Genomic DNA, 16,511 nt, shown 5'->3' with positions numbered 1-16,511 from the left:
TATGGTGACGATAGATGCAATGCAAACTGGTTACCATGCACCTGATCTTTCCGTCATCAGCCTGGCTTACGTGTAACCCAATGCGCTGCACCAGCCTGCTTGCAAAAAGTTCAGGTGCCTGTAACTAATTACAATACAGAGACTTTCAAGTTTATCCGTCTCCCCTGTGAGAAGTTACCCATAGTCAGGGCAGGGGTGACAAGCTAAAATTGAAACGGGTGCCCCACCATCATCTGTATTTTAAAGTCTTCGTCAGAATAAGCGGTATCTATGCGTGCAACAATGCCTTTGGCCCAGGCCCGAATTCCTACTCCAAGGCTCCATTTCATATCTTGGTGTAAATCCTCCAGGTTCCACGAGGGCGAGACTCTGCCTATTTCAGCGAAAGGCACGATCTGAAGCCATTGAACACCCACGTAACGCTGGAGCCACTCAGACTTGGTAAACGGGTTCCATTCTGGAATAAGTCGCCATTCTGCGCCATAATATATAGCAGCTTTGTCACTGAACCGCTGTGAGGGATACCCTCGCATTCTCCAGATTCCACCCAGGGTTGAACCGGTATAGGCTGGAGGGCGGTTAGCAATGGTTCCGTCTGGCTGGACGCTCCATGAAGGGGAGTAGGATGTCCAAACGTTCAGGGCCAGCACCTGCTGACGAAAATTGCGTATCTTTCCTAAAGAGAAATACGCATCGATTTCTCCATCCATGTTTGTCCAGGAACCGGAGCTGTCCAGTCCTCCAAAATCTCTTGAAACTTTGAACCGTGCTGAAAAACCTTGAGACGGATTGGGACCAAAATCGCGGTTATCCCAGTACAGACCTGTGTCGATACCGTTTGTCTGGATGTCTCTGTCCAGGGTGTCGCTTTCAACCGATTGAGATCGGTAAAAAGGCTTCATCTCCAGAAAGGACTTCCCGCTTGTAAATGGATTAAAAGAAAATTGAAATGCCTTCTCCTGAATTGGTAATCCTCTGTCAATCTTGTGGTAGGTGATGATTGTATCTTTTCCCTCACCAACTGGCAGAAGGTACTTGAATTTAAGCCTGAAAAAATTATCCCAACCATTGCCCACCACATAGTCATCCGCGTCTGAATCATTACTCCCAGAGCGGGAATTCGCATATTCAGCATTTCCGTCTATGTAGAGATCGTTTTCCCGAAAATATCCTACGGATATCACTGGATCGAGAAAAAGCCTTTCCGACCAGGGCAGGCGAAGATCCTTCCCTATCAGAAATCCCATGGCCGACCCCTGACTCCCGGCCATGACCGTGCCCAAAAGGGATGACTGAGGCTGTGGCTTGCCCACTACTCCATACACATAACCCGCAGCAAGGCCGAAGCTCTCATTATAAAAAGCGTATGGCAGACTCAGCGGTTGGCTGGAGGTATTTCCATGTTTGTCCGTGAGAATTTCCAGGGCTTCCGCGGAAAATGGCAGTAAGATGCAGATACTGAGCACAATGCCCTTGGTTATTGTAGATGCTGACATATTTTCTATGCAGTGTTTTAGAAACGAAGCATTACCCCAGCCATCGCAATATTAGCAGCGGTATCATAAAAATCGATATTTGCATCTGTCAGCACATAGGTTTCCATTGCAAACACACTGAAATCATTCAAGCCAAAAGGTTCCCAGCCAAAAGGATTTTTATAGTACAGCTGAATACCTGCCATATAGCTGTCTTCTTCCCGGGTAACTCCATAAATAGGGTGAACTTCGTCGTAATCCGCTGTTCCTACAAGTCCGTTGAGAACTAATGTGATCGGGTCATTGAGAAACAGGTAGCTGAGTTGAAAATTTGTCCTTGTATTGGACATTGCTTCACCGTCTCGGTCTGCCACCATATATTGTATAGATGGAATGAATATATGCTTTTGGTTGACCGTATAACGATAGTTCAACTCAAGCTTGTGGTTAGAACCATCTCGGAGCAATAAGTTTCTTGCCGCTGATGTAAGGCCCAGATAGCTTCCGCTCTCTTCTTCATCAATGTCAATGTTGCGCCAACTGTAACTTGCTTCAAAGTTCGAACCTAGAATACGATCAAAAGTAAAGCGGAATCCACTGGAATTTCTGTCAGTTTCCTGGCGGTTGCTATTGGTCATGTAGGGATCTTTCCACACCTCTGTGGGAATCCCTGAGAAAAGAAAACCTGCCATGATGATGCTCTTGTCAACCAACTCCTGTTTTACAGCAAGTTGCTGACTTAACTCCATTTGGGCGAGATCCTCTATTTGGGATCCTAGGGTAATCTGGGTTCGTGTTTCTGAAAAAGTATATGCTGCTTCAAAATTAAATAATCCACTGGCCGTGGTATCCGAATCAGGCGAGTCGTATAAGTCGCTGATCACCTCATTACCAATATCCATAAGAGAATTCCCGGCAACCAGGTTATTTTTAAACCAAATGCCTCCTGCACCGGCCCGGACAAAGCCGCTGAACCCCGATTCCTGTGGAATCGGGTCCAAGGCATAGACAGTTTGCATACAAAACAGAACCACAACGGATGCTGAAAAAAAGATTCTCTTTGCCATGTTTATCCCCTATGTAGAGTCTTAAAAATCGTAAGTATATTTTTATCGGAATCCTTTTAGGTATCTTGAGCTTTTTGCAGAATTTCTGTCGATAAAGTGTCTTGTTATCCCGGAAACGTGGTCACAGGTGATTCAGATTTCTGCAGCCGCGATCGGGCTTGCGGTGATTCCCATCTGGCTGGCTATCGTGGAGACAGCCATGGGCCTTTCCGGACGAATACCTTTTTTATAGGCAACATCGTAAATAACAGGAAGAAGAGGGTAGACTGAATGGCCTGTGCCGACCAGCATGGTGAGGGAATAGGTACAAAACGGGCCCAGGTAGACAATCCTATTCGGATATCGCCGTAATAATCGCTCTGCATATTCTACCAGAAGATCCAGACCGCCGGTTGCTTCCAGGGTGGCTGAAGCAGCAACAACAGTCAGAATAATGAGCATAACGCTGACCGGCGGAGTTCCTGGCGCTATGCCAAAAACAGCAATACCAAGGCCACCCAGCAGTCCAAAAGCAACCCCGCCATACCTCATACCTATAAAAATAACGATGAGTAGCAACAGCAAGTGCACCCAGAACATAATCTGAACCTCATAGAGAGTTTGCAGCAAGATTACAGGCCACCCACCTGTATACTTCTTCCTGCTCTTGAGATGAAGGTATTAGGACGACATCATTTTTTACTCACATGAACAGACTGCTATTTCATAGTTACCACTATTAAAATTTGGACGCAAATGGTAAATACTAATTTAACAGACGTTGAGGTGTGTGATCTACTGCATGCAGGTTTGCCACTTTCTGGTTATTTTTTCTGTTCAACTGAATGTGCCAGCTTTATTGGTATGACCTGGTATATAGTATTCAGAACTCGTTAACTTATAAGCTCTTTGTACTTTGGACGATGTGAAGTGCTTGAGGTCCGTCGCAGTGTTGGCATCAGTGAAATCAAACAACAGTCTCCGTGGTTGAGTTGCTCTGCAATCGTCTTTTTTGCAGAAATACAATTGAAACAAGTATTCGGATTTTACCATAGATATTGAATAGGGCCACCTGCGTCGTAAGAACTTCCTGAAAGGCTGGTGTCCGGGATACTCCATGCATTGTCGGTCAGCGATTTGTACGTCTGCTTCTCAATTCGGTCGCAGCAAAGGGAAATCCAATTATAATGCTGTGTATTTGCAACATCATCTTTGCATATTTTGTGATGGTGTACCTGTGAGCAGTTATAAATAATCAAACAGCCTCATAGCAAAAGGAGGAGAACTGATGGATGCAACCATGCTACTGGCTGCTTTTATCCTCGGGTTTCTGGTCAAGCAGATAGGATTGCCACCACTTCTGGGATTTCTTGCAGCTGGATTTGCCTTACATGGTTTGGGCGTCGAAGGAGGCCCAATGCTGCAGAGAGTAGCTGATACAGGTATTATGCTGCTGCTTTTCAGTATTGGATTAAAAGTTCGGGTCAAAAATCTTTTGGCAGCAGAAATATGGGCTGTAGCGACATTGCACATGCTGGCAAGTGTGGTGCTGATTGGTGCCTTTATTACGCTGCTATCCTATACTGCGATAACAGCATTTTCTGAGATCAACTGGCAGACAGCGCTTCTGCTATCTTTTGCACTCAGTTTTTCAAGCACTGTTTTTACTGTTAAAGTCTTGGAAGAGAGGGGGGAGATGGGGGCCAAACATGGCCGTATCGCCATCGGTATCCTGATCTTACAGGATTTTTTTGCGGTCCTTTTTCTCACATTATCAAGTGGTAAACTGCCATCGCCCTGGAGTATTTGTCTTTTTTTGCTCCCTTTGCTTAAACGACCGATTCTGCTGTTGATACGGCGAAGCGGACACGGCGAATTACAGATTCTTCTCGGTTTTCTTATTCCTTTTGCCGCAGCAACCCTGTTTGAGGTCTTTGGTGTTAAACCTGATCTGGGTGCGCTGTTAATAGGTATGCTGCTTGCCGATGATGAAAAGGCTGATGAACTGGCCAAAACCATTATGGGGTTCAAAGACCTGTTGCTGGTAGGTTTTTTTCTTACTATTGGACTATCAGGTATGCCTACTCTCTCCAGTTTGGGCGCCGCGCTGCTCATCACCTGTGTTATACCAATAAAAGTTATATTGTTTTATCTGTTCCTGACGCGGTTTAAATTGCGGGCAAGAACGGCTCTTTTCTCCTCATTGAATCTTGCAACCTATTCAGAGTTTGGCTTGATTGTCGGGGCATTGGCATCAAAGAATAACTGGATTTCCACTGAATGGTTGATTGTTTTTGCCTTGTCTATCTCTGTGAGTTTTATTTTTGCGTCTCCATTAAACAGTTCAGCACATGTACTGTACCAGCGATTTCGTTTTCTCTTGAAATACTTCGAAAGCAAAGAAAGGTTGCCGGATGACAGAATAGTCTCAATACAAGGGATTGATGCAGCGGTATTCGGTATGGGAAGGACAGGTACAGCTGCCTATGAAGTTTTACGCGAACGCTATGGCAAGCATGTGGTAGGCGTGGATCATGATCAGGAACAGGTCAGCTTGCATAAAGACCATGGCCGTATTGTATTTCAAGGTGATGCCATTGACTACGATTTTTGGGAGCGGTTCGAGATTGAAGAAGGTGGCGTTAAGGTTTTGCTCTTAGCCATGCCCAGTTATACAGCTAATCTTTATGCTTCGGAGCGGATAAAACAAAAGTACGCAAACGTTACAGTTGCTTCAGTGGTTGCCTTTGATGACCAGATCGCCGGACTCAAAAAGGCTGGTGCCGATCTGGTGTACAATATCAATTCTGAGGCTGGAAAAGGCTTTGCCAATCACGTTTGTGAAAAAATGGAAAATCCCGCTGTGCATGAAGACGGCTCTTACATGTAATCGGTGTCTTTCATACAGGTACTATGGAATAACTTGAATTCTGACCTTGATTTTCCCTTTATTCGTGTGAGCGATTCTGGAAAAGGCTGAGCGGGTGAGATCAATAATCCTTCCTTTGACAAAAGGGCCTCTATCATTAATTTTTACGGATACAGATTTGTTGTTTGCAACATTGGTAACCAGAACCTTGGTGCCGAACGGCAAAGTTCTGTGTGCTGCTGTCATTGCCTGGTTATTGAACTTTTCTCCACTCGCCGTTCTTCTTGATTGCAATTTCTGGGAATAAAATGAGGCAATGCCCGTTTCCGAGTATTGCATGTTTTTTGGACGAGGCGTGGCATGCTGAAACTGGGTGCAGCCATACAGCAGATGAACAAGCATGACTGTGAGCGTCAGGGCAAGGGCACTGCCGATGAGTTTTTTGAGGGTGCTCATTCTATGCACGGAAAGAGTATTCGATTTTTTGATTATATTTTTGAGTGCACAAGGCTTTTTGGGGTCATTGTATTGATTGAATGATAACAAAGACGCCGATGGCGATATACATAATCACAAAAAGATAGAACAAAACTGGGGTATGGGCCTTGTCGTAATAATTTGGTTTTAGTCCTTTTGAGCCTGCCATAACTTTTCCGTTAAGCAAACCAATACCTCCGAGTATCAGCAGTATAACTCCCAGTATGACAAACAGTGATAGGTGCATAATATAGTCGTATGTATTTGTTCAAAATATGCGTTGGGTTTACATGGCCATACCCAGGATGGCGCCGTAAGCGTGGGCAGAAAATTTGCAGCAGCAAGTTAAACACCCACACAGAGCATTACTCATACGGATGACTGGAAATGTTGCAAACGAGGGCTGACAATGATCATACGGGAGTTGTACAAAGAGAGAACAAAAAAAACAAGGGGTTAAGTCAAGATGAATTAACCCCATTCAGGTTGAGTTAATGCTTGTTGCGTTCTCACTTTGGATTGAAAAATATCGCATTTTTTTCGTCCAACTCGCTGGCAATAATCAAAGTGTTTGTGCATAAACTCAGGGAGTACAGGCGAAGAAAACCCTTAGCGCAAAAAGCGTAAACAGCCCTTGTTATAGCCAGGTTACATGAGCTTTGTTTCGTGGTGGTATGAGATAATGCTTTTGTCGAGGTAGTCCTAGCATCAAGGCGCCGCCTATATTGTGTCGTTCAGGGATGCCGAGAATTTCTTTAAGTTGAGGGAGATGTCTGCTCGCCATAGTCACTAGTCCCGCCCAGCATGCCCCCAGTTGCATCGATGCTGCTAAAAGCTCCATATAGGTCAGGGCAATAGAACAGTCAGTTTCGGTCCAGACATAATCTTCCGGGCAATAGGTAACTGCTAAGGCCGAAGCTCCTCGCAATATCACATCTCGGCCCTTTGTCGCTGTTTCAAGATAATGTGCACGTGTTGGTGTTGGATCGGTTGCCAACCATTCAAGGGTAAGTTGTCGTATTTGTTCCAGACGATCAGAGCTTTCTATCATATTCCAGCTGATTTTCTGTGAATTGGATGCCGTAGGCGCTCGTCTGGAGATTTCCAATAGTCTTTCCAGTTGATGGTGTGGGATCGGCATGTTTTGAAAACCACGTATGGACCTTCTGGATATTAGCAGAGCTTCAAGGGATTCAGGATCGGGTTGATTTTTGGGGACAGTAAGGAAATCTTCACTGGATAGCAAGCTGTGAGTGAGTGCGCCTTTTGGACATACTGCGACACAATGACCACAAGCAATGCAGTTTTCTATTTTGGTGGTATCTGCAAATGGAAAGCCTCCCTTTTTCTGATCAATAATAGCTACGGGGCACGATTGCACGCATAAGCCGTCTTGATTGCATTTCTCCGAATCTATAGTAATAAAAGTCATATTCGTTCTTCCTCTGTTGTCAGTTGTTTTTTAATTCTTTACCAATATTCCAGCAGTCGCCCAATGGTTCTCCAAGAGCCCAGTATTTCTTGCTTGCCATGTCAAAAAGAAGAGGGGAAAGTTTAGCAATATTAATATTGCCTTCGGTTATCACAGAGTCATCTGCATAGGTCTGCACAAGTTCACCGATAAATATTTCGTGTTTTCCAAGGCTTAGTACATCCTGTAATTTCAGTTCCATGTTAACAGGGCACTCATGTATCATGGGCGCGGTTTTAAGTTTTCCGAAGAAAACATCAAACAGGGCGGCCTTGTCTGTCTTTTTGCCGGTCATAATTCCGCAATAATCAGTTTTTTTCATAAGATTTTCAGAAGGCAGGCAAATACTGAATGTTTTGTTTTCATGGATTCCCGAGTTGGAATAGTGGTCTTTATTAAGGCCGACGGAAAGATATTGTGGGGTTCCATGGTTCATAATTCCCACGTGGGCTACTGCGAGGAAATTGGGTTTGCTGTCCACAGTTACGCCTACCAGAGTTGTAGGCATGGGGTATAAGGCGTTAGTTGGACCAATTGGCTTCATTCGTTATTCCTATTTCAATTGAGATAATAGTAAGTTTGGCCACACTACAACATGATACTTGAGAAGTTTGACTTCTTTGGTTGTTTGGTGTCCTGCCACTTGTAGCCGTAAGTTCAATGCCTTGTTTGAGGGCCGAGCACCTTTGCTCAGCCTGGCATGAATTTTTTTTCAGGCATGATCAACGTGTTGAGTAACTCCTCATAAGGGAAATGGATAAATGTAAAACTCCCTCGTATTTGTAACTGGTTACATGGTACCTGAGAGTTTCGCAATCAGGCTGGCGCAGTGTACGGATCATACGTAAGCCTGGCTGAACGCGGAAAGGTCAGGTGCACTGTGAGCAGTTACCTTGTTGAATCTATTACACGCATATAGTAGAAAAAGAAAGTAGGCACCTTTTTGTATGGTAGTATGTATTTGTATACTAATGAGAGATTGATTAAAAAATGAAAGAATGTACCATTAAGCATAATGGAAATCGGAGCTATTCCTGTACAGTGGAATTAACTCTTCAGGTCATTGGCGGCAAGTGGAAACCCGTTATCCTTTATCATCTTTCCAGGGTAGACTGCCTCAGGTTCGGGGAACTGAAAAAAAGCATGCCAAACATCACCCAGAAAATGTTGACCCAACAATTACGGGAACTTGAGCAGAACGGACTTGTGAACCGGGAGGTCTACGCCCAGGTGCCGCCCAAGGTAGAGTATTCCCTGACCACGTTCGGACTTACCATTTTGCCTGTCCTTAATAGTCTTAGGGAATGGGGTGATACCTTTGAGCAGCGGCTTGAATCGGTATAGCACCAATCAACGAGATTTGATTCATTCTCTGGAAGATCTTTTCTCGTTAGCCCCTGATTAATCACCCATTCTTAGCCCTAAAAATATAATAAAAGGTGTTGAAAGTATCTAATGCGGAATCTTTGCGAAAGGGCAGGGGTGCCTTACTTCAGATATCACGCCCTTCGACATGCAGGGGCGTCGCTGATGGACAGTGTGAATGTGCCTATCGGAGCGATACAAAAGATTTTAGGCCACGAAAACAGAAGGACGACGGAAATATATCTGCACAGTTTTTCAGAACTGGAGAAACAGGCGGTGCGCGATTATGAGGCTGCGAGACAAAAGTCTCACACTTTTTCTCACACCAAATAAACAAGGGGTTAAGCCAAAATGACTTAACCCCTTGGGATTACTGGCGCGCCAGGGAAGATTCGAACTCCCGACCTACGGATTCGTAGTCCGGCACTCTATCCAGCTGAGCTACTGGCGCATAAATGTGGTGCCCATGTATACACGATGTTATATTTCTGGGCAAGTGTTTTTTTATAGGTTGCACTCTTTTTTTGATTTTACTCCATGAAGTAAAAGGCAGTAGCAACTATTCTGCGCTTTCGTCATTTTGGGTACTGGAGATAAAGTCTATCTGGTTCTCGCCTGGTTTAAGATGTGTGCTGGCAATGATTTCTATTTTTGCATTATGCTTCTGTTCCAGGTCATACAGTTCTGCACGTTTTTTATTCAAGAGATATTCAGCTACATCCAGTGGAATTCTGCAGGTCACCAGTCCGATTTTCTTTTTACTGATACCTGTCTGAATACGCCGCAGGTAGAAGAGTGCCATGGTTTCCACAGAGCGAACTACCCCTCGTCCCTGGCAATGACTACAGGTTCTGTAGCTGCCTTTTTCAATAGGAGCTCCCATCTTTTGACGTGAGATTTGCATGAGGCCGAAACGGGAAATTCTGCTGGTGTCCACTTTCGCTTTGTCCCGCTTCATGCTTGTGCGAACTTGCCGTTCAACTTCGCGTATATGCTTTTTATTACGCATGTCTATGAAGTCTACAACAATCAGTCCACCAAGATCCCTCAGGCGTAATTGACGGGCCAGTTCTGCCGCCGCCTCCATATTAGCCAGAAAGATAGTTTCCTCAAAGTCGGCATTTTTAGAGGTACGTCCAGAGTTAACATCAATGGCAACAAGTGCTTCTGTGGGGTTGATAACAATAGATCCACCGGAAGGAAGGGTCACCTGAGGCTTGAAGATGGATTCAATCTGTTCTTCGATATTGTACTGGTTGAAGATTGGTTTGGCACCTCGGTGCATTTTAATCTTCACCTTACGTTGTGAAGCAGGCAGAAGTCGGACGAAATTTTTTACATACTCATAGGAAATGGAAGTATCTACATGAATTTCGCTGATTTCAGGTGTGTAGTGGTCGCGCAGAAAACGGATAACTGTATTTTCTTCCTCATACACCAGCACTGGAGCAGGTTGTTCCTGGCCTTTGGTTTTTATCTCATCCCACAGGCGAAGAAGGTAGCGCAGGTCTTTGTGAAAAGCTGTTTTGGTTATCTCTGCACTGGCAGTACGAATGATATAGCCTATCCCTTCCGGAATATTAAAGGAGGCCATCATCTGACGCAAATCAGAGCGACGCTCTTCCTCCGTAATCTTGCGGGAAATGCCTGCACTGTCGCTTCCTGGCATGAGCACCAGAAAACGTCCGGGCAGGGAAAGATATGTGGTGATGTTAGCGCCTTTATTGCCGGTGACCTCCTTCACTACCTGCACAAGGACCTCTTGCCCCTTCTTTACCACCTCTTCAATCTTCAGTTTTTTCCACTGGTGTTGAGCAATGAGCTGTCTATTACGTTCACTGATGTCCTGACGGTAATATTCAGGATGTATTTCGTTGAAGGGGAGAAAACCATTCCTGCCAGTGCCCATATCTACAAAAGCTGCCTGCAAGTTAGGTTCTATGGAAACAATGGTTCCTTTATAGATATTGTTCTTGGTTCTTTCCCGAGATACGGTGTTAGCATGGAAAGACTCCAGTTTGCCGTCTTCCACCAGAGCGATACGACACTCTTCAGGTTCTTCTGCATTGATAAGCAGTTTTGTCAGTACGGATTTGGACTGCTCAGCGAAATCCTCCAGCTCCAGCTCCTCATCCTCTTCATCCTCTTCTTCTTCCTGCTCAACTTCAGGCTGTGGCCTTTTTCTATTGTCGTTCTTTTTTCTACCCTGTTTTTTCGATTTTTTAGCTCTTCTAGGCCTTTCTTCAACAGTTTTAGGCTCGTTGGGTTTCTCATCTTCAGTTGTTTCTTCAGGAGCTGTCGATTCAGAATCCGTTTTTTCCTGTTCTAGCGGCTCAGGTGATGAATCCTCCACATCCGTGTCTTGACCGGTTTCTGCAGCAGCCGGTATTTCGGATGCATCCTCTTCCTGTGTTTCAACTTGTTCCCGTGATGGCTCTATAGCGTGAGGAGGCTCTTGAGGAAACTCTGAAGACGCTTCAACCATGGCCTTGTCTGGCTCTGGCAGAGTAATCGCAGGCGAGTTGGTCGCTTCCTGGGAGGTAGGACGAGCGATGGGTTCAACCGGTTCAGCTTCCTCTGCCTGAGAAGCAGGTTGCGATTGATTATTCGCTTTTATCTCTGCACTTTTTTGTTTTTCTTTTTGTATTTCCGGAACAATGCTTTTCCACCATGCGCCGGTACTGGCTTTTCTGATGGTTTGTTTCTTTTTGGGTGTTTCCTTGTTTTTTTCTTCTGTCATATTGTAACCTTACTTGAATGAGTACAAGCAGGGCTTCCTGAACCTTTCGCGTGTATGAAAAAAGCCTGAGTATGCAGGCCGCTTCCCGTGAGGGGTGCGAACATATGCAACGAATTATTTGGTTTCCAGCCGTATTTATGCGTTGAGTGATTGTACGTACTGGTAAAATAAGTGTCCTTCGTGAGTATATGTTCGAATTTTTCCTTCATATACCAGCGGTTCAAGAAGTTGCTTAACTTTTTTCGAACTTCCTATATTATGTGTTTTGCTGATATCTGCAGCCGTACACGGTCTGCGTTGAATCATTTGAAGAATCCCATCAATACTTACCTGAGCCGACGACGCAGCTTCGTCCTTATCCTCTGCACAGGCAGGGGTTTCAACTTGACTGCTCGGGGCTGGTAGATCAATGGGGGTGGATAACTTTTGTTTGAGGAGATCTGCAATTTTCCTCATTTGGTCACCTGAGATAGGGTGCGCCGAAGATGTAGCTGGAGGCCTGAACACTGTATTAAGCTGGAGCCGGTCCGGGCGGATGCTTTCAATTGCCCGGGTCAAAGCCTCAATTTCTTCAATACTGTCGTTCATGTTCTGTACAAAAAGCACTTCGAGCCATAGCTGACCGGTGAAAGACCGGGAAAAGGCTGTTAATCCCTCAATTATTTTTTCTACCTCAATAGCGGCGTGGGGGCGGTCCACCCGTTGAAATGCAGCAGGTGTCGCCGCATCCAGGGAGGGGATGACAATGTCTGCCAGGGAGAGTTCCTGTCGGACCTGGGGGGAATCCATGGTACTTCCGTTTGTCAGAACCACCACCGGTTTTGACGATGTCTGTTTGAGATGAGATAGAATAAGCCCGAAATCACTATGCAGAGTAGGTTCGCCGCTGGACGTTAACGTACATACATCTATCTGGTCGCTGAACGATTCGTCCTGAAAAGCGGTTGTGATTTCTAGCAGAATATCTTTGGTGGGAGAGTATTTTTTTCGTATATGATAGAGTGCCGGCGAGGGGCCAACCTCGCAGTAAACGCAGTCAAAATTACAGATTTTTGATGGAAAAAGATCGATACCGAGTGATCGACCTAGCCGCCTGGAACGTACCGGGCCAAAGATATATTTCATAAAATGGGTATGCTGGGCTACATATTGATGGCAGGTGCATTTGGTCAAATCACTGAGACTTTGATATTTGCCTGCCCCTCAACCTGCCGTTTATTAAACTAAATTGGCCTGTAGTGCAAGGCAATTCTACGAGTTTTGTCTTGACACAACACAGCCATGGGCGTACATTCCGACGCATTGTATGTGTAATTTTTATACACGTTATTCTAATACGTTGCTCTCGTTTGATTGCGCCTATATAATACAATTATGCAGATAATTAGAGAGCAGTCAATACTATCTGTAAATCTTTATTGAACCGTAACCACCCCCAAGTTACCTCTTTTACAAAGGAGCCGATCGAGGTGAAGCAATATATAACCAGGTCCCCGATCCTCAACCTTCTTCTTGTTTTTGTCGTCTGTTCAAGTGCCGGTGAGGTTTGTGCCGAATCAGTTGACGCCCTACAATGGGAGATTACCGCCGACAAATTAACCCGTTATGAAGATCCTCCCAGTATCATCGCTGAGGGAAATGTAGTTTTGGAAAAACGGGAGGCCGTTACCCGGGCGATCAAAAAAGAATCAGCCGGCTGGGCTGACCTTTTAGGGGAAGATGCCGCGGAGCCTGAAGAACAGGGCGAGGAAAATGTGGTCACCACCACCAAGGTATTGACCAAGATTAAGTCCGATTGGATGGTTTACGATGTTGACCTGGGGCGTGTAAAAGCCCGGGGAAACCTGCTCATTGATATCGGCCCTGATCAACTGGCCGCAGATTCAGGGGTTGTGAACCTCAATGAAGAAACCGGAACCTTTGAAGGTGCGTCGATTATACGGGAGTACAAAGACATGCACATCGAAGGCAAGGTTATAGAAAAAACCGGTGACCTTACCTATCATATTGAGGATGGCTGGATTATCACCTGTAAACTCAAAGATGATGAAACAGCGCCCTGGAGTTTTGCTGCTGCAGACACCGAGATCACCGATGGTGGTTATGCCTACCTGAAACACGCGACTTTTCGAATTAAAGGTATACCTGTTCTTTACACACCTTACATGATCCTTCCTGCAAAACGACAGCGGCAGACGGGATTCCTGTTCCCTTCCATGTCCTACTCCGACCGTGATGGGTTTGGTGTTGAATTGCCTTTTTTCATCAACCTCTCTCCCAGCAGCGACCTGACACTGTATCCATATTTCATGGCTGAGCGCGGGGTGATGGTCGGTGCGGAATTCCGTTATATGGTCGATGTTGACGATAAAGGTATGATCATGGGCAACTATCTGTCAGACGAGTTGAGTGATCCATCGGAGACTGAGTATTATACAGAGACCGGCTACCAGCACACCAATCAGTCCAGGTATTGGGTTCGTGCCAAAGCAGACCAGGATATTGGTGACTGGACCTCACGATTGGATATCGACCTGGTTTCAGATCAGGACTATTTACTGGAATTCGATAGCGGCAATACTGGCTACGATAACACTGAGGATCGTTTTCAGGAAATTTTCGGACGTGGTTTTGAAAATGATACCAACCGGTACCGTACCAACTCTTTTAAAATACTTCGCTCCTTTGATAATGGAACGTCTTTGCAGGGCGATGTGGTCATCATTGACGACATCAGCGAAGCTGAAACCATTCCTTCCAAATTGTGGAAACTGCCAGGTTTGACATATACAGGTCTGGTCCCGCTATATGATGGAAGTAGTGTGGATTTTTCATGGGACGCCGATTATGTGAATTATTATCGTGAAGAAGGTGTTGGTGCCCATCGATTTGACCTGCATCCTCAACTTTCAACATCGTTGCCTCTGAGTCAGTATCTTGAGACAACGGTTACAGCAGGTGTCCGGGATACTTTCTATGGCCTTCAGGTGAATGGCGATACCACTCAAAGTACCAATGGAGAAGGTACGGCTGTAGAATTCGAGGATGGTGATACTGAAAATCGTCTTCTTGCGGATTTTAATGCCGAGATCGGGACCACCATGATTGGTGAATTTGATACCTTCATGGGAAGTGAAACCCCGTGGACGCACACCTTTCGGCCATATGTTGAGTATAATTTCGTTTCCGATGCCGATCAGGACGAGATCCCGTATATGGACAGTACTGATACCATTGCCGATGAAAGCACCATTTATTATGGCACGGATAACTATTTTACTGTTTTCAGTGGACCAAGCGGTAATCTCAGGGAACGAAATTATGGCTATTTTAAGATCTATCAGGGGTACAGCCTGTTGAGTGAAGACGAAGATGAACCGCTGACTCCCGTATATATCAATCTCGGTTACTACCCGCTTCCCAATATGTGGCTGAAATATAAAACCAGAGCAGACGTATATGCTGACGGTTTCTATTGGCATTCCGTAGAAGCGGCCATGCGAAGTAACAGGGGCGATTACCTTTCTGCAACCTACAAGTTTAATGACGCAAGTAATACCGAGTCCGTAAGCGGTGATGCCTGGCTGGTTCTGCCTTATAATTTTTACTTTGGCTATGAATTATCCAAATCTCTTTCCGATGATATAACCGTAGAAGAAAATGTCCGTCTGGTCTATCAACCGGCCTGCTGGTCCGTAGAACTCCTTTCCAATTACTCAGAAAACGATCATAAGTATTTGGTTGTGTTCCGGCTTGCGAATATCGGCAACCCATTTGGCGTTCATCTGCCAAATTAACAGGAGTCGATTTTCCATGTACATTGATGTGTTTAATGGAGATGCTGACGGCATCTGTGCACTGCATCAGTTGCGTTTGCATCAACCTCGTCCGTCTGCCAGGTTATTGACCGGTGTAAAAAGAGATATACGGCTACTTGATGTTCTTGCAGCTGAAAAGGTCGTTGATACAGCGATTACAGTGCTCGATATATCCCTGGATAAAAACCGCAGTCCACTAGACCGACTGCTTGCAAATGGCAATTCCGTATTTTATGCAGATCACCATTACAGTGGTGATCTGCCTGTCTGCGAAGGGCTGGAGCTTCATATCCATCCGGAACCTGAAACCTGCACGTCCCTTATTATCAGTGGGTTGCTCGAAGATATGTATCTTCCCTGGGCCATTACAGGTGCTTTTGGTGATAATCTCAATGAAGTGGCCCTGAGCAGGGCCATGCAAGCAGGTTTGAGTCAGGAACAGACAACCATATTGCAGGAAGTCGGTGTATTACTGAATTATAATGGGTATGGTTTTTCCCTGGACGATCTTCACGTATCACCGGCAATTCTCTACAAAGAGGTCCGACAGTATTCTGACGTATTTGAATTTTTCCGCCAAAGCGCTGTTCTTGAAACCCTCAGGAATGGGTACAAAGAAGATATCGCCCAGGCTGAGGCCCTCCGTGCTACTGTTGAAACCGAATCAGCGCGTGTTTTTGAGTTACCCAATGCTGCCTGGGCTCGCAGAATTGTAGGTGTCTTTTCCAATCAGATAGCTCGGGAAAAGCCAGAAAAAGCACATGCAACAATGATTCTCAATGAAGATGGGAGCCAACGGGTGAGCGTACGCGCCCCTTTGAACAACCGTAAAGGTGCAGATGCGTTGTGCAGGCAATATCCAACCGGGGGCGGGCGAGCAGCTGCCGCTGGCATCAATGCATTGCCAGCTGAGCAGAAAATACTTTTTATAGAGGCGCTTTCCAGCCATTTTACGGCAAACTGACACATATTCTACACAGACTGAATGGCTCGTGTGTTCACGGGGGTATGCGATAAAATGTTGTGACTTGTTTACCAGGGCATGAAACAACAGGCATAACCTGGCAACTGTAGCCACTTATGCTGTGCTCCACGCTTGTCTGGCAATATCAACTCTATGTCTGCGGTAAAATTTATCGCATGCCTCGGAGTCTACGCTTACCTAAACTTGAGCAAAAATTCTCATGTATGGAAAGACTTCGCTAGAGTTGGTATATGCTGTCTTTTCTGTTCAGTGTCATATTGTCTGT

Annotated in this window: 12 protein-coding genes, 1 tRNA gene and 1 pseudogene; 5 read left to right on the top strand and 9 right to left on the bottom strand. The window is 45.3% G+C overall.

The window, feature by feature from the left end; genetic code table 11:
• Window positions 1-203 precede the first annotated feature (203 nt).
• The 3 genes and pseudogenes from G493_RS0105345 to G493_RS0105335 form a co-directional block, all read right to left on the bottom strand.
• Window positions 204-1,496 (bottom strand): BamA/TamA family outer membrane protein, encoded by a 1,293-nt coding sequence (locus tag G493_RS0105345; RefSeq protein ID WP_028579549.1) that lies wholly within the window; start codon window positions 1,494-1,496, stop codon window positions 204-206.
• Window positions 1,497-1,513: 17 nt separating this feature from the next.
• Window positions 1,514-2,542, bottom strand: a complete 1,029-nt coding sequence (locus G493_RS0105340) for a DUF2860 family protein (protein WP_028579548.1) — start codon at window positions 2,540-2,542, stop codon at window positions 1,514-1,516.
• Between the two features lie 141 nt (window positions 2,543-2,683).
• Window positions 2,684-3,121 (bottom strand): annotated as a pseudogene (locus G493_RS0105335) (anaerobic C4-dicarboxylate transporter family protein); the annotation flags it as partial.
• Window positions 3,122-3,809: 688 nt separating this feature from the next.
• Here G493_RS0105335 and G493_RS0105325 point away from each other — a divergent pair.
• Window positions 3,810-5,411 (top strand): cation:proton antiporter family protein, encoded by a 1,602-nt coding sequence (locus G493_RS0105325; RefSeq protein ID WP_028579546.1) that lies wholly within the window; start codon window positions 3,810-3,812, stop codon window positions 5,409-5,411.
• Window positions 5,412-5,432: 21 nt separating this feature from the next.
• Here G493_RS0105325 and G493_RS0105320 read toward each other — a convergent pair whose 3' ends face one another.
• From G493_RS0105320 to G493_RS0105305, 3 genes are all read right to left on the bottom strand, one after another.
• Window positions 5,433-5,846: a septal ring lytic transglycosylase RlpA family protein gene (locus G493_RS0105320; RefSeq protein WP_035273673.1), complete on the bottom strand. Its 414-nt coding sequence runs from the start codon at window positions 5,844-5,846 to the stop codon at window positions 5,433-5,435.
• A 658-nt stretch (window positions 5,847-6,504) separates the two neighbouring features.
• A complete protein-coding gene (locus G493_RS0105310) occupies window positions 6,505-7,299 on the bottom strand; it encodes a nitroreductase family protein (protein WP_028579543.1) in 795 nt (264 codons plus the stop codon).
• A 19-nt stretch (window positions 7,300-7,318) separates the two neighbouring features.
• The gene (locus G493_RS0105305) at window positions 7,319-7,882 is read right to left on the bottom strand and encodes a flavin reductase family protein (protein WP_028579542.1); all 564 of its coding nucleotides are present in this window, start codon (window positions 7,880-7,882) and stop codon (window positions 7,319-7,321) included.
• A 446-nt stretch (window positions 7,883-8,328) separates the two neighbouring features.
• On the opposite strand from G493_RS0105305, the gene G493_RS0105300 reads away from it, so the two are divergent.
• Complete coding sequence (locus G493_RS0105300; RefSeq protein WP_028579541.1) at window positions 8,329-8,682, top strand: winged helix-turn-helix transcriptional regulator; 354 nt, start codon at window positions 8,329-8,331, stop codon at window positions 8,680-8,682.
• Between the two features lie 111 nt (window positions 8,683-8,793).
• Window positions 8,794-9,036 carry a tyrosine-type recombinase/integrase gene (locus tag G493_RS34785; protein ID WP_084813431.1) on the top strand — a complete coding sequence of 81 codons (243 nt, stop codon included), beginning with the start codon at window positions 8,794-8,796 and terminating at the stop codon, window positions 9,034-9,036.
• Window positions 9,037-9,077: 41 nt separating this feature from the next.
• Here the strand turns inward: G493_RS34785 and G493_RS0105290 are convergent.
• From G493_RS0105290 to G493_RS0105280, 3 genes are all read right to left on the bottom strand, one after another.
• Window positions 9,078-9,154: transfer RNA gene (locus G493_RS0105290), tRNA-Arg, on the bottom strand.
• Between the two features lie 108 nt (window positions 9,155-9,262).
• Window positions 9,263-11,443, bottom strand: coding sequence for an Rne/Rng family ribonuclease (locus tag G493_RS0105285; RefSeq protein ID WP_028579540.1), 2,181 nt, complete (start codon window positions 11,441-11,443; stop codon window positions 9,263-9,265).
• 135 nt (window positions 11,444-11,578) lie between these two features.
• On the bottom strand, window positions 11,579-12,568 hold the full coding sequence (locus G493_RS0105280) for a radical SAM protein (RefSeq protein WP_028579539.1): 990 nt from the start codon (window positions 12,566-12,568) through the stop codon (window positions 11,579-11,581).
• 344 nt (window positions 12,569-12,912) lie between these two features.
• On the opposite strand from G493_RS0105280, the gene G493_RS0105275 reads away from it, so the two are divergent.
• Both G493_RS0105275 and G493_RS0105270 read left to right on the top strand, forming a co-directional pair.
• Window positions 12,913-15,240, top strand: a complete 2,328-nt coding sequence (locus G493_RS0105275; protein WP_028579538.1) for an LPS-assembly protein LptD — start codon at window positions 12,913-12,915, stop codon at window positions 15,238-15,240.
• Between the two features lie 16 nt (window positions 15,241-15,256).
• Entirely contained in the window at window positions 15,257-16,225 is a 969-nt protein-coding gene (locus G493_RS0105270; protein ID WP_028579537.1) for a hypothetical protein, read from the top strand.
• Window positions 16,226-16,511 lie beyond the last annotated feature (286 nt).

The organism is Desulfogranum japonicum DSM 18378 (assembly GCF_000429945.1).
In the GTDB taxonomy this organism is placed as follows: Bacteria; Desulfobacterota; Desulfobulbia; order Desulfobulbales; family Desulfobulbaceae; genus Desulfogranum; species Desulfogranum japonicum.
Note: the sequence above shows the minus strand (reverse complement) of the source record. Positions and strands in the feature narration are given on the sequence as shown.

Excerpts from the sequence above, each read along its gene's own strand:
- G493_RS34785 (WP_084813431.1), top strand. The coding sequence starts at position 8,794 with ATGCGGAATCTTTGCGAAAGGGCAGGGGTGCCTTACTTCAGATATCAC.
- G493_RS0105340 (WP_028579548.1), bottom strand. The coding sequence starts at position 2,542 with ATGGCAAAGAGAATCTTTTTTTCAGCATCCGTTGTGGTTCTGTTTTGT.
- G493_RS0105310 (WP_028579543.1), bottom strand. The coding sequence starts at position 7,299 with ATGACTTTTATTACTATAGATTCGGAGAAATGCAATCAAGACGGCTTA.
- G493_RS0105325 (WP_028579546.1), top strand. The coding sequence starts at position 3,810 with ATGGATGCAACCATGCTACTGGCTGCTTTTATCCTCGGGTTTCTGGTC.
- G493_RS0105300 (WP_028579541.1), top strand. The coding sequence starts at position 8,329 with ATGAAAGAATGTACCATTAAGCATAATGGAAATCGGAGCTATTCCTGT.
- G493_RS0105270 (WP_028579537.1), top strand. The coding sequence starts at position 15,257 with ATGTACATTGATGTGTTTAATGGAGATGCTGACGGCATCTGTGCACTG.
- G493_RS0105345 (WP_028579549.1), bottom strand. The coding sequence starts at position 1,496 with ATGTCAGCATCTACAATAACCAAGGGCATTGTGCTCAGTATCTGCATC.
- G493_RS0105280 (WP_028579539.1), bottom strand. The coding sequence starts at position 12,568 with ATGAAATATATCTTTGGCCCGGTACGTTCCAGGCGGCTAGGTCGATCA.
- G493_RS0105320 (WP_035273673.1), bottom strand. The coding sequence starts at position 5,846 with ATGAGCACCCTCAAAAAACTCATCGGCAGTGCCCTTGCCCTGACGCTC.
- G493_RS0105305 (WP_028579542.1), bottom strand. The coding sequence starts at position 7,882 with ATGAAGCCAATTGGTCCAACTAACGCCTTATACCCCATGCCTACAACT.
- G493_RS0105285 (WP_028579540.1), bottom strand. The coding sequence starts at position 11,443 with ATGACAGAAGAAAAAAACAAGGAAACACCCAAAAAGAAACAAACCATC.